The sequence below is a fragment of the Corallococcus exiguus genome (assembly GCF_009909105.1).
GTDB lineage: Bacteria > Myxococcota > Myxococcia > Myxococcales > Myxococcaceae > Corallococcus > Corallococcus exiguus.
On the sequence record NZ_JAAAPK010000003.1, the window covers coordinates 538,011 to 558,197 of the forward strand.

The window sequence follows — 20,187 nt, forward strand, 5'->3', positions numbered from 1 at the left end:
GGATGTCGCGCCATGGAAGGTTTCCTCCAGGCGCTCAAGTCGTACCAGACCTTCAACCCCTCCGGCTGGGTGGGCATCTACCGGCTCCTGCCCATGTGGGTGGGCGTCGTGGTCGCGCTCGTGGGGCTGGTGCTGCTGCTCGCGGGCGGCGGCAAGCTGTTCCGCGCCGTGGCGGGCCCGGTGGGCGCGGTGCTGGGCCTGGTGTGGACGGGCGCCGTCACCCAGCGGCTGAACCTGGTCGACCTGGATCCGCGCATGCCCACCCTGGTGGCCGCGGCGCTGATGGCGCTGGGCTTCCTCTTCCCGCCCGCCGTCACCTTCGTGGGCGTGGGCGTGCCGCTGGGGCTCCTGGCGGGCCAGATTGCCGGCCCCAGTGACTTCCTGCTCGGCTTCGGGCCGGGCTTCATCGTGGGCGGCCTGGTGGGCGCCATCCTCCACCGGCAGGTGAGCGGCATCGTCGCTTCGGTGGTGGGCGCGTGGCTCTTGGTGATTGGCGCGCTCGCGGCGCTGCACCAGTTCGGCGGCGTGGTGGAGGCGGTGGCCAGCCGCCCCTGGGGCGTCATCATCGCCGCGCTCCTCTTCGCCCTGGCGGGCAGCGTCTACCAGATCGCCGTGCGCCCCTCGCCCGAGGAGTCGGATCAACAGAAGGCGGAGAAGCAGAAGCAGAAGCAGCGCCTGGCGGAGCAGCAGGCGCTCGAGAAGCGCTGGGGGGTCAAGTAGCCCCTGTCCCGGCAATCCTTTACGCCGAGGGGGCCGGGGCGTAGATTCCGCCGGCTTTCCCCCTCCCCTTCCTCGAGCATCGATGGGCCAGGCCAGCCGCAAGGACAAGGACACGCAGAAGCAGGAAGGGTCGCCCCCGGCGGCCTCCGTCCCGTCTTCCCCGGACGCCGCCCAGCCCGCCGTGCCCCATGAGGGGTGGCGCAAGCCCGCCGGCATGAGCCGCAAGGGGTGGGCCATCCTCGCCGGCGCGGTCGCCTTCATCCAGCTCCCGCTCATCCACTACGCGCTCATCCGGGGCCAGGCGGACGTCACCGCGACGGTGCCCTACCAGCAGTCGTTCAACGACCCCGCTGTCGTCGCGCGCGACTTCTTCTCCACCGGCGCCTACTGGCGCGTGACGAACGGGGAGCTGCTGGGCCCCGCGCCCAAGAACAACCCGCTGTGGCTCCAGGCCGCGCTGCCGGACGACGTGGCGGTGGAGTTCGACGTGCGCCCGGAGTACCCCGACGGCGACATCCGCGTGGAGCTGTTCGGCAACGGCCGCGACCCGGCCTCCGGCTACGTGCTGGTGCAGGGCGGGTGGAACAACAGCCTGTCCGTCATCGCCCGGAAGGACATCAACGCCCCCGCGCTGGACGCGCTCCAGCGCAAGGCCGCGCGCGTCGCGGAGAAGGGCGGCGGCCAGGGCGCGGACCTCGTCGCAACCGGCGTCTTCAAGAAGGACACCCGCGTGCGCGTGGAGTCCCGCGTGGGCGCCCCCATCCAGTCCGGCCGCACGTACCACTGGCGCATCGAGCGGCGCGGCAACGTGCTCAAGTGGGCCATCGACGGCCAGCTCGTAGGCGAGCTGGACGACCCGTTCCCGCTGAAGGGCAAGGGGCAGGACCGGCTGGGCCTGTCCGGCTGGGAGTCGCAGCTGTTCTTCGACAACCTGCGCATCGGCACGCCGGACTCCATGCCCGCCACCATGGTGGCGAAGCAGGAGCCCACCCTGCCCCCGGGCCCCTCCGAGGACGACTTCAACCGCGACACCCTGGGCGACGCGTGGAACGTCACCAACCCCTCCGCCACGAAGATCGAGGACGGGGCGCTCGTGGTGCAGGCCCTGGGCAACCGCCCGGTGTGGCTGAAGAAGCCCCTCCCGGAGAACGCCGTCATCGAGTTCGACGCCTGGGGTGACAGCCCGGAAGGCGACATGAAGGTCGAGGCGTGGGGCGACGGCCGCTCCTTCTACGCGGGCGACCCGCGCCTCCAGTACACCGCCACCGGCTACGTCTTCATCTTCGGCGGCTGGCGCAACACCCAGTCCATCATCGCGCGCCAGCACGAGCACACCAACGACCGCGCCGTGCGCGACGGCGCCGCGGTGGTGCCCGGCCAGCGCTACCACTTCAAAATCACCCGGCGGGACGGACTCCTGTCGTGGGAAGTGGACGGCAAGCCCTTCCTGACCCTCCAGGACGCGTCCCCGCTCTACGGCCCCCGCAACCAGTACTTCGGGTTCTCCGGCTGGCAGACGCGCGTCCACTTCGACAACCTCAAGATCCAGCCGCTTTAGCCTTCCCCCGGGCGGCGGAGGAAACACCCGTGCGCAGAGTCGGAATCTTCGGCTGGGGCGTGGTCGCCCCGCGTTCCCCCAACATCGAGGCCTTCGCGAAGAACCTCGAGTCGTCCGAGACCTGGCTGACCCCCTTCAACGGCTTCGGTCCGGACAACTTCCTCGTCGGCACGCCCACGTTCAACCTGGCGGACTACAAGCCGTGGATCGACGCGCGCTTCCCCGCCAACCGCTTCTCCCAGCTGGAGCGGAAGATGGGGCAGCCCACGCAGTACGCCATCGGCGCCTTCATCCAGTCGCTGTCGCAGAACCCGGGCATCGAGAAGGAGCTCCAGGAGCTGGGCACGAAGGCCCACGTCTACGTGGGCACCGGCCTGGGCGACCTGCCCACCATCCAGCACATCTCCCTGGACCTCTACCGCGCCCAGCGCCGGTGGGACCGCTTCTGGGCCGCCCCGGAGCGCAACGGCGCCGTTCGCCAGTGGCGTGAGACGCGCGAGCCGCTGCCCGGCCTGCCTCCGGAGCCCTCCACCATTGAAGAGGTGGAGCGCGACAAGGCGGAGGACGACTGGTGGCACTTCTGGGCCGGCCGCTCGCCGGAGCTGCGCGAGTACCTGGAGGAGCTGCGCGAGATTGAAGCCATTGGCGTGCCCGACGAGGGCGACGTGGAGTCCGCCAAGCTGGCCGTCATCAAGGAGAAGCGCACGCGCAACGGGCGCCTGCAGAAGAAGTGGAGCGCGCCCGAGCCGCCGTGGAACGCCGTGTCCTCCAACGTGCTGTGGAACATCCACAACACGCCCGCGTCCCAGGTCTCCATGCTGGGGCAGATCACCGGCATGACGTTCGCGCCGGTGGCCGCGTGCTCGTCCTTCGGCTACGGCCTGAAGCTGGCCATGAACTCCATCCGCCTGGGTGAGGCCAAGGCCGTGGTGCTGGGCATGACGGACGCGGCGCCCAACCCGCTGGTGGTGGGCGGCTTCTACAACGCGCGCGTCATCTCCGCGGACGCCGCCGTGTCCAAGCCCCTCACCGCGCTGCGCGGCACGCACATCGCCGGAGGCGCGGTGGTGTGGGTGGTGGGCGACTACGAGCACTTCACCCAGAAGGGCTTCAAGGCGCTGGGCCTGGAGCCCGTCGCCGTGGGCGTCACCGCGGACGCGGACCACATCATCACCCCGTCCAAGGAAGGCCCCACCCTGGCCATCCGCGAGGCGCTGGGCGCCGCCGGCTGTCAGCCGCAGGACGTGGGCAGCTGGGACCTGCACGCCACCGCCACCCCGGGCGACTTCCTGGAGGTGCAGACCCTGCGCGACGTGCTGCCGGAGTCCGTGCTGATTACCGCGCGCAAGGGCACCTTCGGCCACGGCATGTCCGCGGGCGGCGGCTGGGAGCTCACCGCGCAGTACCTGGGCGCGGAGGCCGGCAAGGTGTACCCCACGCCGCTGGCCGCGCCGGAGCTCAACAAGCAGATCGCCAAGGTGCACGGCCGCTTCGTCTTCAATCAGGGAGAGGCGGCGCCCGAGGGGTGCTCGGGCAAGCTGTCCATGGGCGTGGGCGGCATCAACGCCTGCGTCATCTCCCGGCCCTGGAAGTAGGCCGGGGGGGCGTAGCGGTTCCGCGAAGGGCCTACGGGTACTTCGCGGACGCTTCGGCCTCCAGGGCCGTGGCTCCCTTCGGGTTGAGCTTGCGGAAGAACTCCAGCTCCAGGTCCAGGTCGCGGTAGCTGGCCTTCTGCTCCGGGGCAAGGCCGCTGGTGCTTCGGCCCACGCCGTTGGGGTCCGCCAGGCCGCCGGTGGCCGGGTTGCCGGTGCCCTTGTCGGTGGCGTAGCTGACGCCCACGGACTGCTGCACGCGGTCGGAGCGCAGCGCGCGCAGCACGGCCCGGCCATCCGCCAGGGTGACCCCTTCGATGAGGTAGCGCGTGGAGGACGTGGGCCCCAGCGTGCCGCCGCCGGAGTCCAGCCACTCCGTCTCCAGCACGAACTGGTTGGGCAGTTCGCGCCACGAATAGCCGCGCTCGTCCATGATGGCCTTCACCTCCGGCCACAGCTGCGCGAGCGGCTGCTCGTAGGCCACGGTGGCCGCGCGGTCGCGGACGTAGTTGTCGCGCTGGTGGCCGGCACAACCGGTGACGATGACGACGGACGCGGTCAGGACCGCGCGAAGCAGGTGGCGCATGGGGACGACCTCCCGGACGGGAAGCAGTGGGGTGAAGGCCGCCATCCTAGCGCGGCCCCTTCGCGCCCCGTGCCCCCACCCTTCCCCACTGCGTCAGCCCTTGGGCACCGCCACCATGTCGAAGTCCGGGATGCGTTCGCGCATGAACTCACGCATCCGGTTGATGAGGGCCGCTTCAATCTGCCGGGCGCGCTCGCGGCTGACGCCGTACTTGTCGCCAATGTCCTGGAGCGTGAGCGGCTCGTCCGCGGTGAGGCGGTGCTCGAAGATGTAGCGCTCCTTGCCCTCCAGCGTCTGGGCGAAGGCGGCCAGGTTCTCCCGGAAGAGGGCCTTGAGCTGCTCGCTGCCCAGGCGCTCGTCGGCGGGCACCGCGCTGGACGGCAGGTAGCGGTCCGCCCGGGTGGAGCCCGAATCCCCGTCGTTGCCCAGCGGCGCGTCGATGGACACCTCGTCGTGCCCCAGCCGCTGGTCCATCTCCACCACGTCCTGCTCGGTGACGTTGAGGCGCTCCGCCAACAGGCGCGGGCTGGCCTCGAAGCCCTGGGAGATGAGCTTCTCCTGCTCCTGGCGCAGCTTGAAGAAGAGCTTCCGCTGGGCCTCGGTGGTCCCCAGCTTCACCATCTTCCAGTTGTCCATGATGTAGCGAAGGATGTACGCGCGGATCCACCAGGCGGCGTAGGAGCTGAGCTTCACCCCCCGGTCCGGGTCGTACTTCTTCACTGCCTGCATCAACCCGATGTTGCCCTCCTGCACCAGGTCCAGCAGGGACAGGGGGTTGCGGTGGTACTCGTGGGCCAGTTTCACCACGAGTCTCAGGTTGGAGGCCACCAGGCGGTAGGCCGCCCGCACGTTCCCGCTGGCCTGGTACTCCTTGGCCAGCTGGTGCTCCTCCTCCCGGGTGAGCAGGGGGTGCTTCGTCACCTCGGCCATGTAGGCCTGGAGGGGGTCCCGGTTGGTGAGGGCGCTGCTGCTCTCCGCGCGCACCAGGGCCGCGGGCCGGGCGGCGCGGGCGGGAGCCGGGGACTCCTCGATTTCCGCCTCCGCTTCGCTCAATTCCGTCAGGTCCGGCTCCAGGGCGTCCGGGTCCTGGGCGGTCTCCTCGACTTCTTCGTCCAGAGCTTGCGGGTTTTCCGGAGTGCCTTGCCGGGCGGTCCCCGGGCGGGCGGAGGCCGCGGGGCGCTTCGCGCGGGGCCGGGGGGCGGCCGGACCATTGGTTCTCTTCCTCCCATTCGCCATGCGCGCTCCATACCCCAAAGTGCCGCGATTGTTGCCAGAGGGTAATGCAGGGGCTATGCCCATGCCCGATGAGCGACATCCAAGAGCCCACGCCGGGAGCCCCGGCACCTGACGAAGCCACGACGCGTCCCGGCGAGTACATCGCGGACATCAGCTTCGAAGAAATGAACCTCTCCGAGCCCCTCCGCCGCGCGCTGGCGGAGCGCGGCTACACCAGCCCCACCCCCGTGCAGGCCAAGGCCTTTGGCCCCGCGATGGCGGGCAAGGACCTCATCGTCCGCAGCAAGACGGGCACGGGCAAGACGGCCGCCTTCGGCCTGCCCCTGCTGGAGAAGATTCCGGCGGACGAGAAGCGCGTGCGCGCCCTCATCCTCTGCCCCACGCGCGAGCTGGCGCTCCAGGTGGCGGAGGAGCTGACCACGCTGGCCAAGTACAAGGGCGTGAAGGTGGCGGCCATCTACGGCGGCGCCTCCATGAAGCAGCAGGAGGACGCGCTGGAAGAGGGCACGCCCATCATCGTGGGCACCCCCGGCCGCGTCTTCGACCACATCAACCGCGGCAACCTCAAGCTGGACGGCTGCGACCACGCCATCCTCGACGAAGCCGACGAGATGCTGAACCAGGGCTTCTACGAGGAGGTCACCCGCATCCTCGACCGTCTTCCGAAGACGCGCCAGGTGCTGCTCTTCAGCGCCACCGTCCCCACGGACATCCAGAACCTCATCGCGCGCTACACGACGAACGCGGAGACGCTGCTGCTGTCCGGCGACGTCTTCACGGTGGAGCACATCCACCACATCCGCTACGACGTGTCGGATCAGTTCCCCAAGCCGCGCAACCTCATCTACATCCTGGAGAAGGAGGAGCCCTCCAACGCCATCATCTTCTGCAACACGCGGGATGACACGGCGCTGGTGACCGCGGTGCTCAACCGCAACGGCTTCGACGCGGAATTGCTCAACGGAGACCTGCCGCAGAAGGAGCGCGAGCGGGTGATGGGCAAGGTGAAGCGCGGCGAGGTGGCCTTCATGGTCGCCACGGACATCGCGGCGCGCGGCATCGACATCTCCGGGCTGGAGTACGTCATCAACTACTCCCTGCCGGAGGACCCCGCCGTCTACCTGCACCGCGTGGGCCGCACGGGCCGCATCGGCAACAAGGGCACGGCCATCAACCTCTTCTCCGGGCGCGAGCTGGCGACGTTCACCGTGCTGGAGAAGAAGTTCGGCATCAAGTTCGAGATGCGTGAGATGCCCGCGCCCGAAGAGGCCATGCACCTGTGGACCGAGCGCCACGTGCGTGAGCTGCGCGAGGGCATGGGCTCCAGCATCTTCGAGGGCTTCCTGCCCCTGGCCACGCAGCTCAAGCAGCGCCCGGACGCGGACGACCTCATCGCCTTCCTCATCAAGTACTACTTCAGCCACCTGCGCATGGAGAAGGCGCAGGCCGCCGGGGAGACGGAGAAGCGCGAGCCGGTGGAGAAGAAGCCGCTGGAGCGCCGGGGCAAGGACCGCGACCGTGAGCGCGACCGCGAGCGTCCCCGCCGTGAGGAGCGCGGCGAGCGCACCGAACGTCCGCGCCGCGACGAGCACCCGGACCGCGAGCGCCGTCCGCGCCGCGACGAGCCGCGCCGCGAGGACCGGGGCGAGCGCCGGGGTGCGGGTTCCGCCGCGCTGGAGGCGGGCCCGGGCGAGACGAAGCTCTGGGTGAACCTGGGCACCGCGGACGGCCTGGGGCCGGGCAGCATCGCCACGGCCATGGAGGACGCGGGCGCGCCGCTGGGCAAGATGGTGCGCGCGGAGTTGCGCCCCACGTTCGCGTACGTCTTCGTGGCGGAGGAGGACTCCGCGGGCTTCGAGGCGCTCAACGGCAAGCAGCACGGCGGCAAGACGCTGCGCGTGGAGAAGAGCAAGCCGCGCAGCGAGCGCGACACCACCAGCACCCGCCCGCCCCCGTCCCCGGACGCGGGCCCCGGCGAGGTGAAGCTCTGGGTGAACCTGGGCATGGACGACGGCATGGACGAGGCGAAGCTGCCCGCCACGCTGGAGGCCATGGGCGCCCCGGCGGGCAAGGTCATCAAGGCCCTCACCCGCCCCACCTACGGCTACGTCTACGTGCCGGAAGGTGACGCCGAGGGCTTCGAGTCGCTCAACGGCAAGGCGCACAACGACAAGCCGCTGAAGCTGGAGCGGCACCGTCCGCGCGGCCAGCGTGAAGAGCGCCGCCCCCGTCACGAGTCCCTGCAGGACCTCCCCGGCCAGGCGCGCCTGTGGGTGGGCCTGGGCCGTCAGGAAGGCCTGGACGAGGCGGGCGTCACCGCCGCGCTGGAGGCCGCGGGCGCTCCGGCGGGCAAGGTGCTGCGCACCGACCTGCGCCCCACGTACGCGTATGTCTTCGTGGCGGAGGAGGACGTGGAGGGCTTCGAGTCCACCCACGGCAAGCCGCACGGCGAGGGCAAGACGCTCAAGGTGGAGCGCGCCAAGCGCAAGTAGTGCTTCCGCGCCTTCGGGGGGCTCACGGCCCCCTCAAGGCTCCGGAGCCGTCTTCTTCCTGCGGGCCCGGTGGTAGTGCGCCACGCACAACCCCCGGGCCAGCACGGGCCGGCCGCACTCCGGTGAAGCGCAGGCCGCGCTGGCCTCCTTCGCCGGGGGAGTCGAAGCGCCCGGCCCACCGCTGAACATCGCCTCCGCCACGGCCATCAGACGGTCCACGTCGTCCCGGCCCAGTTTCTTCAGCCGCACCCACTCCACCAGCCGATGAGCCCCCGCGTCCTCCGCGTCCTCCAGCCGGAACAGCTCCCCCAGCGGCAGCTCCAGCGCGGCCGCGACCTGGAGGAGCGTGTCGTAGCTGGGGTTGCGCTCGCCGCGCTCCAGCAGGGACACGAAGCTCACGGAGATGTCGCACCGGGCGGCGAAGTCCTCCTGGGTGAGGCCCCGGCGCTCGCGCAACGTGCGGATCCGCCGCGCCAGTCCCTGCAGGGACGAGCCGGCGTCGCTGTCGTCCGGGGAGTGGGGGCGCATGGACGCACCCATCGTAGCGCACCGCTTCTGTTAAGGTTTTCCGTCTGTCCTCAGGAGTGAAGCCCACCATGAACGCCGTCGACGGCACCAACTACTACTTCCGCAAGGCCGCGCGGGTGATGGACGTGGGCACGCCCATCGAGACGCTCCTGGCCACGCCCCTGCGCGAGGTGAAGGTGCAGGTGTCCATCGAGATGGACTCCGGCGAGATCCGCACGTTCCTGGGCTACCGCATCCAGCACGACAACAGCCGCGGCCCCATGAAGGGCGGCCTGCGCTACCACCCCGCCCTGGACCAGGACGAGTGCGTGTCGCTCGCGTCGCTGATGACGTGGAAGACGGCCGTGGTGAACGTGCCCTACGGCGGCGCCAAGGGCGGCGTGGCGTGCGACCCCGCGCAGATGAGCCTCAAGGAAGTGGAGCGGCTCACGCGCAAGTTCGTGGATCAGATTCAGGACGTCATCGGGCCCACGCGGGACATCCCCGCGCCGGACGTCAACACCAACCCCCAGGTGATGGCCTGGGTGATGGACCAGTACTCGCGCTACCACGGGCACTCCCCGGCAGTGGTGACGGGCAAGCCCCTGGAGCTGTATGGCTCCAAGGGCCGCGAGGCCGCCACCGGGCGCGGCCTGCTCTACGTGTGCCGTGAAATCCTGAGGGATTTGGGCATGCCGGTGAAGGGCACGCGCTTCGCCATCCAGGGCTTCGGCAACGTGGGCAGCCACATCGCGCAGCTCATCTGGGGCGACGGCGGCGTGGTGGTGGCCGCGTCCGACGTGCTGGGCGGCATGTACAACCCCACGGGCCTGGACGTGCCGTCCCTCTTCGAGCACGTGAAGCGCACCGGCACCGTCACGGGCTTCAGCGGCGGCACGCCGTGCCGCAACGAGGACGTGCTCGCGGCGGACTGCGAAGTGCTCATCCCCGCGGCCCTGGGCCACGTGCTCACCCGCGACAACGCCAACAGCGTGCGCGCGCGCCTGGTGGTGGAGGGCGCCAACGGCCCCACCCAGCCGGAGGCGGACGACATCCTGGAGAAGCGCGGCATCTTCGTGGTGCCGGACATCCTGGCCAGCGCGGGCGGCGTCACGGTGAGCTACCTGGAGTGGGTGCAGAACCTCCAGCACGTCTCCTGGGAAGAGGACCGCGTCAACGCGGAGCTGGAGAAGACGATGAAGGAGGCCTACGACCGGGTGGCGCAGATTGCACGCTCGCGAAAGGTCTCCATGCGGACGGCCGCCTACATCCTGGCCATTGGCCGGGTGGGCAAGGCCACGGTGCTGCGCGGCATCTGACGCACCCCGCCGCGCACGTGGGCAGGCAGGCGTGGGGCTCCGGACCGCTTCCGTGCGGGGCCCGCTTCCGCTACACGCCCGGCCATGATGGTCACCCTGCAGGACATCCAGGCGGCGCGCGAACGGATCCGCACCGCGCTGCGCCCCACGCCGTGCCCCGCGTCGGACTACTTCACGGAGAAGACCGACTGCGCGGTGGTGTACTTCAAGCTGGAGAACCTACAGCGCACCGGCGCCTTCAAGGAGCGCGGCGCGCTCAACAAGCTGCTGACGCTGACGGAGGAGGAGAAGCGCCGCGGAGTCATCGCGGCTTCCGCCGGCAACCACGCGCAGGGCGTGGCGTACCACGCGCGCCGGCTGGGCATCCGCGCCACCATCGTGATGCCGGAGCGCACGCCGCTCATCAAGGTGACTCGCACGCGCGATGACTACGGCGCGCGCGTGGTGCTCAAGGGCGCCAACTACGACGAGGCCTACGCGGAGGCCCTGCGCATCCAGGCCGCGGAGAACCTGGTGTTCGTGCACCCGTTCAACGACCCGCACGTCATCGCGGGCCAAGGCACGCTCGCGCTGGAGCTGCTGGAGCAGTGCCCGGACCTGGAGCTGGTGGTGGTGCCGGTGGGCGGCGGCGGGCTCATCTCCGGCGTGGCCGTGGCGCTGAAGGAGACGAATCCGCGCATCCAGGTGGTGGGCGTGCAGGCCTCCACCATCGCCAGCATGAAGGCGTCGCTGGATGCGGGGAAGCGCACGGAGCTCACCAACGCGGGCACCACCATCGCGGACGGCATCGCGGTGAAGGTGCCGGGGGACCTCACCTTCGAGCACGTGCGCAAGTACGTGGACGCGGTGGTGACGGTGGACGAGGAGGAGATCGCCGCCGCCATCCTGATGATGCTGGAGCAGGAGAAGTCGGTGGCGGAGGGCGCGGGCGCGGCGGGGCTGGCGGCGCTCGTCAACGGCCGGATTCCGCAGGCGAAGGGCAAGCGCGTCGCCATCATCGTGGGCGGCGGCAACATCGACATGAACGTCATCAGCCGCATCATCGAGCGGGGCCTCGTGAAGGCGGGCCGCCTGGTGCAACTGGAGGTGCGGCTGCCGGACCGGCCCGGCGTGCTCGCGCGGCTCACCACGCAGATTGCGGAGATGCGCGCCAACGTGGTGGACCTGCACCACGACCGCGCCTTCTCCAAGGCGGGGCTGGGCGAGGCCACGGTGGAGGTGATGCTGGAGACCACCGGGCACGCCCACATCCAGGAGCTGATGGCCGCGCTGGAGGCCCAGGGCTGGCAGGTCGCCCGGACGTAGGGCGGGGAGGCTTGCGCGGGCGCTCGGGGCTTCGGCGATACTCCGGAAACCCATGAACACGCCCCTCATCGCCCTGCTTCTCCTCGCCGCCGCTCCTCCCGCGCAGAAGGCGAAGGAGCTGGCCGCCCACAAGGAGTGGGAGGAGCTGTACCTCGCGTTCGCCGCCGCGGACCCCGCCTCCTACCCGGAGGCGCAGCGGCCGTCCGTGGCGGGCCCGCTGCTCAAGGGCTGCGAGGCGCTGCTCCCGGAGGACGCGGTGATGGCGTACTCGCTGGGCGAGCGCGCCGTGGCCTTCCAGGAGACGGCGGGCGGCCTGCGCTGCCTGGCGCGCTCCGCGCTGAAGACGGATCAGCGGGCCGCCGCGGAGGAGGCGCTGAAGAAGGGCCTGGCGAACTTCCCCAAGGACGGCGCGTTCGCGCTGGAACTGGGCAAATTGCAATTGCAGGACAAGGACTCGGCGGGGGCGCTGACCACGCTGCAGCAGGTGCCCGCGAAGTCGAAGGAGGCCGCGGAGGCGAAGAAGCTGATGGCGCAGGCGCGCTCGCAGGTGTCGGAGGAAGGGGCCGCGCGGCGCGAGGCGGAGCGCCTGGAGCAGCGGATGAACGGCGAGCCCTCCCCGGGGGACACGCGCCAGGCGAGGGCGACCGCGGGCGGAGAGATCCGTTCGGCGGGACTGAGCTACGAGTCCGGCGTGGGCAAGGACGGCATGCGCGTGCGCCAGAACAGCCGCTTCGCCATCCGCTACTTCAACAGCGACCGGGACTTCGGCCAGCGCGCGGAGTACGAGGGCAAGGTCGTGTCCGCGCTCGACGAGGCCTATGAGTTCACCCAGCGCACGCTGGGGAAGGCCCGCGAGCGGCAGCTGAACGTGGTGCTCTACACGCGCGACGAGTTCGCCACGCACATGGGCGCCCGGTACGCGACCGCGGTGGCCGGCCTGTACTCCGAGGACGCCATCCGCATGAACGACGCGGCGGAGCTGACGCAGGCGACGAAGGCCACGCTGGTCCACGAGTACGTGCACGCGGCGGTGGACGAAATCTGCCCGCGCGGCGGCGGCGCCCTGCCCCGCTGGTTCAACGAGGGCCTGGCCGAATACATCGAGTGGCGCTACCTGGGGCTGGACGGCCCCCCGCGCTACCTGCGCGACGTGATGCGCTCCCAGGCGAAGCAGGGGCGGCTGCCGAAGCTTTCGGACATGGACCAGCAGGCGCCCATCTCCATGTCCCAGCCCGAAGTCGCCTACGGAACATCCGCCATGGCGGTGCGGGAGCTGGTGCGGCTGGGGGGCCAGGACAAACTGCTGGACTTCATCCAGAAGGCGGGCCAGGCCGACTCCTTCCAGGAGGCCCTGAAGGCCACCTACGAGAAGGACTTCGCCGGCCTGGACCAGGCGGTGCGTACCGCCCTCTCGGGGAGGTAGCGGCCGGTCGGGCGTGGCGGATTGGTTTACCCCCTGGCGGGAGTCCCCTACACTCGCGACCCTCCAAGATTTTCGCTGCGGCGGTCCCCCCAAGACGCTGGCGCAGCAAGGTGACGGATGTCCGATACGCGCGCCGCGATGAGAGAGTTCCGCTTCCTGGATGAGAAGCGGAAGCTGGGAAGTCTGTCCGCTGTCGAGGAAGCTCGCTGGGTCGAGTTGCGCGGCCTTTTGGGCATCCAGGACGCGGCGGACACCGCGGCGGCGGCCCAGGCGTGGGCCCAGCCCGAGCAGCAGCAGCCCCAGGGGTACTACGGCGAAGACGGCCAGTGGTACGCCTACCCCGCTGGCTACGACCCGAACGCCCAGGGGTACTACGGCGAGGACGGCCAGTGGTACGCCTACCCCGCTGGCTACGACCCGAACGCCCAGGGTTACTACGGCGAGGATGGCCAGTGGTACGCCTACCCCGCCGGCTACGACCCGAACGCGGCGGCCTATGATCCGAACGCCGCCGCCTATGATCCGAACGCGGCGGCGGCCTGGGCGCAGCAGGGTTACGACCCGAACGCGGCGTATGACCCGAACGCGGCGGCGGGCTACGCGGCTCCGGTGGATCCGCAGGCCTATGCCCCTCAGGCGCCCACCGAACCGGACAGCCTGAACCTCAGCACGGACGACATCGACATCCCCTCGCTGAGTGAACCCGCGCCGTGGATGCCGCAGGCGCCCGTGGCGACCTCGCCTGCCGCGGCGGAGGCGACGTGGGACACGAGCGCCGAGGAGGACTTCTCCGGGCTGTCGACGGAGACGCCGCCCCCGGTGGCCGCCGCCGAGCCGGAGCCCTCGCTGGAGGATTCGTTCGCGGACTTGTCGATGGAGGTCGAGTCGGAGGCCCAGGCCCCGGCGGCGTCCGGGCTGGATCCGATGGCGGAGGCGCTGGCCTCCGCGGAGCACGCGGTCGGAGAGGCGGAGCTGCTGGAGGCCGAGCCCGTCGCCGAGGCGGTGCTGGCCGAAGACCTCTCGCCCGTGGATGCGGCGTGGGACGCGGCGCCGCTGGCGGTGGAGTCCGAGGAGTCCCGGGCCAGCGCGCTCGATACCGCGCCGCTCGCGGTGGAGCCGGCGGCGCCGGCCGAAGGTACGGCTTCGGATTGGGACTGGAGCGACGTCGCGACGGCGGAGCCCGCCGCGCCGGTGGAAGCCGCCGTGGAGGAGGCCCAGGCGGTCGCCACGGAGACGGCGGAAGCGTGGGGGACGGACGCGGCCCCTGTCGCCGAGGCGCCGGAGCACGGTGGAGAGATCGCGCTCGGCGCGGGTGACATCGCGGAGGCGTGGACCGACGGCGCCACGGAAGTGCCCGCGGAGGAGATCGCCCTGGATGCGGGCGATGTCGCCACGGAGTGGCAGCCGGAGACGGCCAGCGCGGAGGCCTGGCAGTCCGGTGGAGCAGCCTCGGCGACCGGCACGACCGAGGTCGAGGCTGCGTGGCAGGCGACCGCGGAGGCGGAGGAGATCCCGCTCAGCACGAGCGACGTCGCCACGGACTGGCAGGCGGAGGGTGAGACTCCGGCGGCCGATGCGATCGCGCTCGGCACGAACGATGTCGTCGCCACGGACTGGCAGACCGGCGGCGAGGCCGCGGCGGAGGAGATCTCGCTCGGCACGAATGACGTCGCCACGGATTGGCAGGCGGCGGGTGAAGCTCCGGCTGCGGACGCGCTGAGCACGAATGACGTCGCCACGGAGTGGCAGGCCGACGCGACGGAAGCTCCTGCCGAGGAGATCGCGCTCGGCACGAGCGACGTCGCCACGGACTGGCAGGCCGACACGGCCGCATCCACCGACGAGAGCGCGCTGGCCTCCGGTCATGCGGCGACGGAGTGGACGGCGGACAGCGCCGTCGCCACCGGGACGCCCGCCGAGGAGATCGCGCTCGAGTCGAGCGAGGTCGCCACGGATTGGCAGTCGGGCAGCGCCACGAGTGATGTCGCGACGGAGTGGCAGGCCGACAACGCGGCGCCGGTGCAGACCTCCGCCGAGGAGATCACGCTCGGCACGGATGACGTCGCGACGGAGTGGCAGGCCAATGATCCGTCGGGTGTCGCCGCCGAGACGTGGCAGGCTGGCGCGGAGACGCCCGCCGAAGAAATCGCGCTCGACGCCAACGATGTCGCTCACGAAGGCGCCGCGGATGGGTCCTACGACGGCGCGGCCTCGGCGGTCGCGGCCGGTGTGGAGGCCCAGACCTTCGACGTAGCCGACCTGGGGGCCGAAGAGGAGCAGCAGCTCACTCCGCCGCCCTCCCCGTTCGCGAATGAGCCGGGCATTCCGTCGCTGCGGATCCGCAGCATCCCGGTCGGTCCGGACATCGAAGCCGACACGCTGGAGCTCGGCTCGGACGATGTCGAGCCCTCGGCCGAAGTGGCCCCTGCATCGGAACAGTGGGGCGAGCTGAGCGGCAGTGCCGACGACGCCGTACCGCTGGCCACCGCCTCCGAGTCGCTTGCCGAAGCGCAGTCCGGAGAGTCTTCGGCGTGGGACACCTCGGGACAGGATGCGCAGTCGTGGTCCACCGAGGGAGCGCCCTCGGACGCCACCGATACCGTGGGATTGCAGGACGCGTCCGCCGCCATCGAGCTCCAGCCCGAGTGGGCCGCCGATGCCGTGGAGTCCGCCGCCCCCATCGAGCTCCAGCCTGAATGGGCCGCCTCCGCTGACACGGCGGAGGAAGCCGGTTCGACGCAGGCGTGGTCCGGCACCGCATCGACCGAACAGCCCACCGCGCCTGCGTGGGATGCCCCGGCCGCCGAATCCGCGTGGGTCGCATCCACGGCCGCGCCCGTCGCGGATGCCCAGGGCGGATGGACGCCCCCGTCCGAAGAGGCTCCGCTGATCGAGGCCCAGTCCGAATGGGCCACGCCGGAGGCCGACGCCGCGCAGCCGGCACAGGCGTCCGACTGGAACGCCACGGAAGAAGCCGCCCCCATCGAGGCGCAGCCGGAGTGGGCCACGGAAGAAGCCGCGCCCGTCGAAGCGCAGCCGGAGTGGGCCGCCGCTGAAGAGGCCCCCATCGAAGCGCAGCCGGAGTGGGCCACGGAAGAAGCCGCGCCCGTCGCCGCGCAGCCCGAATGGGCCGCCGCCGAAGAGGCGCCCATCGAAGCGCAGCCCGAGTGGGCCACGGAAGAAGCCGCGCCCGTCGCCGCGCAGCCGGAATGGACCCCCACCGAAGGCACCTCCACCGTTCCCACGCAGCCGCAGTGGGGAGCCGAGGAGGCCGCGCCCATCGCTGCGCAGCCGGAATGGGCCGCCGAAGAGGCTCCCATCGAGGCCCAGCCCGAGTGGGCCGCTGCTGAGGAGACCGCGCCCGTCGCCGCGCAGTCCGAGTGGGCGACGGCTGAAGAGGCCCCCATCGAAGCGCAGCCCGAATGGGCCACGGAAGAGACCGCGCCTGTATCAGCGCAGTCCGAGTGGGCCACCACGGACGCGACGCCTGCCGCCGCGCAGCCGGAGTGGGCGACGACCGACAACACCCCGGAGGCTGCGCCAATCGAGGCCCAGCCGGAGTGGGCCACCGCCGACGCCGCTCCGGTCGCTGCGCAGTCGGAGTGGGAGGCAGCGGAAGCTGCCGAGCCCACGGCACCGCAGTCGGAGTGGGCCGCGACCGAAGAGGCAGCCCCCATCGAAGCGCAGCCCGAGTGGGCCACCGAGGAAGCAGCGCCCGTAGCGACGCTGCCTGAATGGGCCACGGAAGAAGCCGCCGCGCCCGTCGCCGCGCAGCCGGAGTGGGCCGCCGCCGAAGAGGCACCCATCGAAGCGCAGCCGGAGTGGGCCGCCGCCGAAGAAGCTCCCATCGAAGCGCAGCCCGAGTGGGCCACGGAAGAAGCCGCCACGCCCGTCGCTGCGCAGCCCGAATGGGCCGCCGCCGAAGAGGCGCCCATCGAAGCGCAGCCCGAGTGGGCCACGGAAGAAGCCGCCACGCCCGTCGCTGCGCAGCCCGAATGGGCCGCCGCGGAAGAAGCTCCCATCGAAGCGCAGCCCGAGTGGGCGACCACGGAAGAAGCCGCGCCCGTCGCCGCGCAGTCCGAATGGGCGAGCACGGAAGCCGCTGCTCCTGTCTCCGCACAGCCGGAGTGGGCTGCCACTGAAGAAGCCGCGCCCATCGAAGCGCAGCCCGAATGGGCCACCGAGGAAACCTCCGCGCCCGTCGCCGCGCAATCCGAATGGGCCGCCGAAGAAGAAGCCCCCATCGAAGCGCAGCCCGAATGGGCCACCGAAGAAGCTGCGCCTGTCGCTGCGCAGCCGGAGTGGGCCGCCGCCGAAGAAGCTCCCATCGAAGCGCAGCCCGAATGGGCCACCGAGGAAGCCGCCCCCGTCGCCGTACAGCCGGAGTGGGCCGCGGCCGAAGAGGCACCCATCGAAGCGCAGCCCGAATGGGCCACGACGGAAGCCTCCGCACCTGTCGCCGCGCAGTCCGAGTGGGCCGCTGAAGAGGCACCCATCGAAGCGCAGCCGGAGTGGGCCGCGGCCGAAGAGGCACCCATCGAAGCGCAGCCGGAGTGGGCCACGACGGAAGCCGCCACGCCGGTCGTCGCGCAGCCTGAATGGGCCGCGGCTGAAGAAGCCCCCATTGAAGCGCAGCCCGAATGGGCGACCACGGAGGCCGTGACCCCGGGCGCGGATCAGCCGTGGGCCGCCACGGACACCGCCGCGCAGTCGGAGTGGGCCGCCACCGAGGACGCCTCCGCGAACTCCGCCTGGGCCCAGCCGTCCACCGACGCCCAGCAGCCCTGGGACGCCCCGGTCGAGGAAGCCGCCCCTGCATGGGGTGCCCCCCAGGCCCCCGCCGCGCGCTCCTCCTGGGCCGAGCCCCAGGAGGCCCAGCCCGAGTGGATGGCCGACGCCGCCCCCGCTGCGTCCGCCTGGCAGGCCCCCGCGGCCCCCGCCGCCGAGTGGAGCGAGCCCGTCGCCGAGGAAGAGGTCTCCCTCACCGACATCACCGCCCCCACCCCGTCCGCCGGCTGGGAAGAGCCCGCCGTGGACGTGGACGCGGAGCTCGACGCCACCCCCGCCCTCGACGTCGAGGAGGTGGAGTCCGAGCCCGTGGCCGACATCGAGCTCGTCGAGGAGGTCCCCGCCCTGCCCGTCGCGGCCATCCCTCCGCCGCCCGCGCCCTCTCTGCCCGTGGCCCGGCTGACTCCCGCCGCCCCCGCGAGCCCGACGCTCCGGAGCCCGTCGCCCGTGGCCCCCTCGGCGCCGGCCATGGCCGCGGCCGTGGCCATCAACCACCTGCGCCCCGCGGACGACTCGCTCTTCGAAGCGCCGGTGGCCGGCTTCACGTCCGCCGCCAACTCCTTCGTGGAAGGCGAACACCGCGTCATCATCCACACCGTCGAAGGACAGGTGAAGCGCGGCACCATCCGCGACGCGGACCTCCTGGAGGACACCATCTCCCTGGAGCAGCAGAGCGGCTTCGCCCCGGAGCGCATCCCCGGCAAGCGCGTGAAGGCCATCTTCTTCATGCTCGCCGCGGGCGCGCGTCAGCCGCAGGCGGAGGGCTCGAAGATCCGCGTCACCTTCAACGACGGCCGCCAGGTGGCCGGCTTCTCCCAGGACTTCAAGGGCCCCACCCCGGGCTTCTTCGTCGTCCCCGCCGACACCCGCACCAACACCGCGCGCATCTTCATCTACCGCGCCAGCGTGCAGGCCGTCGCCGAGGGCTGAGCGTCACCCCCGGGGGCGGCACCGCCCGCCCCCACCGCGCACAAAAAAGAGGGGCCCCGGTCACCCGAGGCCCCTCTCTTCATTTCAAGACCGGGACGAAGACTACTTCTTGTCCGTGGCCGTCGGGGCCGCCGCCGCGTCCGGCTTCTTCGTGGTCTCCAGGTCCAGGGTGATGGTCACCTCGTCACCCACCGCCACGCCGCCAGCCTCCAGCGCCTTGTTCCAGGTCAGGCCGAAGTCGCTGCGCTTGATCTTCGTGGTCGCCACGGCGCCGCGGCGCACGTTGCCCCAGGCGTCCTTCGTCTCCGCCGTCGGGCCTTCCACGGCCAGCGTCACGGGCTTGGTCACGCCGTGCATCGTCAGGTCGCCCGTGACGTTCAGCTTGTCCTTGCCGGCCTTCGCCACCTTCGTGGACTTGAAGGTGATGGTGGGGAACTTCGCCGTGTCGAAGAAGTCAGGGCTCTTCAGGTGCTCGTCGCGCTTGGGCTCATTGGTGTTGATGGTGGTCGCGTCGAGGGTCGCCTCGATGGTGGACTTGGTGATGTCCTTGTCATCCAGGTTGACGTTGCCCTTCACGTTGCTGAACGTGCCACGCACGTTGGACACCATCATGTGCTTCACGGCGAACTGCGCGCTGGAGTGCGACGAGTCGATCTCCCACGCGGACGCGAAGGCAAACGAGGGGGCGGCGACGGCGACCAGCGTGATGACGGACTTGAGCGACATCTTCATGGTGTGGACTCCTTGAGGTTGCGGACTGCGAGGTTCAGGCGCGCAGCGCGAAGCTGCGCATGGACAAGGTTCCGTGATGGAAGCCCTCGAACACCGGGGTGATGCGGTCCTCGGGGAGGGCAGCTCCGAGGACGAAATAAATGGGCAACCAATGCTCGGCGGATGGATGCGCGACCCGCGCATTCGGTGCATCCATCCATGACTGAAGCCCAAGGAAGTCACGTGCGGCAAGTTTTCCGGCGACCCACGCGTCGAACTCGGCGGCCCATGGTTCAACGGACGCCAGCTTGGATCTGAAATTCACCCGGCGCAGGTTGTGAACCACCCCGCCGCTGCCCATGAGCAGCACGCCCTCCGAGCGCAAAGGACGCAGCGCCTCGCCCATGCGCGCCACCTGCGCGGGCGTCGCGTCCGCCGGCAGCGCCACCTGCAACACGGGCACGCGCGCCTCCGGGAACGCATGCCGAAGAGGCACCCAGACGCCGTGATCCAGACCGCGCTCGCCATCCGCCACCGCGGGCACACCCGCCGCGGCCAGTCGCGCCACCACGTCCTCGGCCAGCGCAGGGGCGCCGGGCGGCGCGTAGCGCAGCCGGTACATCTCCTCCGGGAAGCCGTAGAAGTCGTAGACGAGCGGCGGAGCGGCCATCGCCGTGACGTGCACGCGCGCGTCCGTCTCCCAGTGCGCGGACACCACCACCAGCGCCTTCACCGCGCCCGCGCCGTCACCAAAGCGCTTGAGCGCCTGGGGATATTCGTCCGCGTCCAGCGCCGTCATCGGCGAGCCGTGCGAGACGAACAGCGCCGGCGCCACCTGCCGGACGACCGAGGGACCAGGCCCCATCACTCCCGCCACCCCGGCGGCCGCCACGCCCTGCAGCACCTCGCGTCTGTCCACCCCGGTAGGCATCGTGGCGGCTTGTACTGCAACCCCAGGACCAACGCAGCCGACACGGCAACCACTGATAATTACTCGACATCCAATTCCAGTGCTGTGAA

Annotated in this window: 13 protein-coding genes; 8 read left to right on the forward strand and 5 right to left on the reverse strand. The window is 71.0% G+C overall.

The genetic code is table 11. From position 1 onward, the window contains the following. The first annotated feature begins 12 nt into the window (after positions 1 to 12). The 3 genes from GTZ93_RS13645 (at position 13) to GTZ93_RS13655 (ending at position 3,873) form a co-directional block, all read left to right on the forward strand. Positions 13 to 720 carry a hypothetical protein gene (locus GTZ93_RS13645; RefSeq protein WP_139916884.1) on the forward strand — a complete coding sequence of 236 codons (708 nt, stop codon included), beginning with the start codon at positions 13 to 15 and terminating at the stop codon, positions 718 to 720. Between the two features lie 82 nt (positions 721 to 802). Then, on the forward strand, positions 803 to 2,278 hold the full coding sequence (locus tag GTZ93_RS13650) for a DUF6250 domain-containing protein (protein ID WP_161662806.1): 1,476 nt from the start codon (positions 803 to 805) through the stop codon (positions 2,276 to 2,278). A 29-nt stretch (positions 2,279 to 2,307) separates the two neighbouring features. Then, positions 2,308 to 3,873 carry a beta-ketoacyl synthase N-terminal-like domain-containing protein gene (locus GTZ93_RS13655; protein WP_120577538.1) on the forward strand — a complete coding sequence of 522 codons (1,566 nt, stop codon included), beginning with the start codon at positions 2,308 to 2,310 and terminating at the stop codon, positions 3,871 to 3,873. Between the two features lie 31 nt (positions 3,874 to 3,904). On the opposite strand, the gene GTZ93_RS13660 is transcribed toward GTZ93_RS13655, so the two are convergent. Both GTZ93_RS13660 and GTZ93_RS13665 read right to left on the reverse strand, forming a co-directional pair. Then, complete coding sequence (locus tag GTZ93_RS13660; protein WP_121781133.1) at positions 3,905 to 4,456, reverse strand: hypothetical protein; 552 nt, start codon at positions 4,454 to 4,456, stop codon at positions 3,905 to 3,907. A 93-nt stretch (positions 4,457 to 4,549) separates the two neighbouring features. Further along, a complete protein-coding gene (locus tag GTZ93_RS13665; RefSeq protein WP_139923955.1) occupies positions 4,550 to 5,692 on the reverse strand; it encodes a sigma-70 family RNA polymerase sigma factor in 1,143 nt (380 codons plus the stop codon). 68 nt (positions 5,693 to 5,760) lie between these two features. Between GTZ93_RS13665 and GTZ93_RS13670 the strand changes: the two genes are divergently transcribed. Beyond that, positions 5,761 to 8,184 carry a DEAD/DEAH box helicase gene (locus tag GTZ93_RS13670; protein WP_126936111.1) on the forward strand — a complete coding sequence of 808 codons (2,424 nt, stop codon included), beginning with the start codon at positions 5,761 to 5,763 and terminating at the stop codon, positions 8,182 to 8,184. A gap of 33 nt (positions 8,185 to 8,217) precedes the next feature. On the opposite strand, the gene GTZ93_RS13675 is transcribed toward GTZ93_RS13670, so the two are convergent. Continuing rightward, a complete protein-coding gene (locus GTZ93_RS13675; protein WP_120581008.1) occupies positions 8,218 to 8,712 on the reverse strand; it encodes a helix-turn-helix domain-containing protein in 495 nt (164 codons plus the stop codon). 68 nt (positions 8,713 to 8,780) lie between these two features. Between GTZ93_RS13675 and GTZ93_RS13680 the strand changes: the two genes are divergently transcribed. From GTZ93_RS13680 to GTZ93_RS13695, 4 genes are all read left to right on the forward strand, one after another. After that, positions 8,781 to 10,010 carry a Glu/Leu/Phe/Val family dehydrogenase gene (locus GTZ93_RS13680; protein WP_014399186.1) on the forward strand — a complete coding sequence of 410 codons (1,230 nt, stop codon included), beginning with the start codon at positions 8,781 to 8,783 and terminating at the stop codon, positions 10,008 to 10,010. Positions 10,011 to 10,097: 87 nt separating this feature from the next. Continuing rightward, a complete protein-coding gene (locus GTZ93_RS13685; protein ID WP_120599429.1) occupies positions 10,098 to 11,315 on the forward strand; it encodes a threonine ammonia-lyase in 1,218 nt (405 codons plus the stop codon). Between the two features lie 52 nt (positions 11,316 to 11,367). Next, positions 11,368 to 12,738 (forward strand): peptidase MA family metallohydrolase, encoded by a 1,371-nt coding sequence (locus GTZ93_RS13690; RefSeq protein ID WP_139922285.1) that lies wholly within the window; start codon positions 11,368 to 11,370, stop codon positions 12,736 to 12,738. 117 nt (positions 12,739 to 12,855) lie between these two features. Beyond that, positions 12,856 to 18,456: a DUF6982 domain-containing protein gene (locus tag GTZ93_RS13695; protein ID WP_161662807.1), complete on the forward strand. Its 5,601-nt coding sequence runs from the start codon at positions 12,856 to 12,858 to the stop codon at positions 18,454 to 18,456. 102 nt (positions 18,457 to 18,558) lie between these two features. Here GTZ93_RS13695 and GTZ93_RS13700 read toward each other — a convergent pair whose 3' ends face one another. Further along, entirely contained in the window at positions 18,559 to 19,188 is a 630-nt protein-coding gene (locus GTZ93_RS13700; protein ID WP_120581326.1) for a YceI family protein, read from the reverse strand. Between the two features lie 34 nt (positions 19,189 to 19,222). Continuing rightward, positions 19,223 to 20,098 carry a dioxygenase family protein gene (locus GTZ93_RS13705; RefSeq protein ID WP_139919532.1) on the reverse strand — a complete coding sequence of 292 codons (876 nt, stop codon included), beginning with the start codon at positions 20,096 to 20,098 and terminating at the stop codon, positions 19,223 to 19,225. Between the last annotated feature and the right edge of the window lie 89 nt (positions 20,099 to 20,187).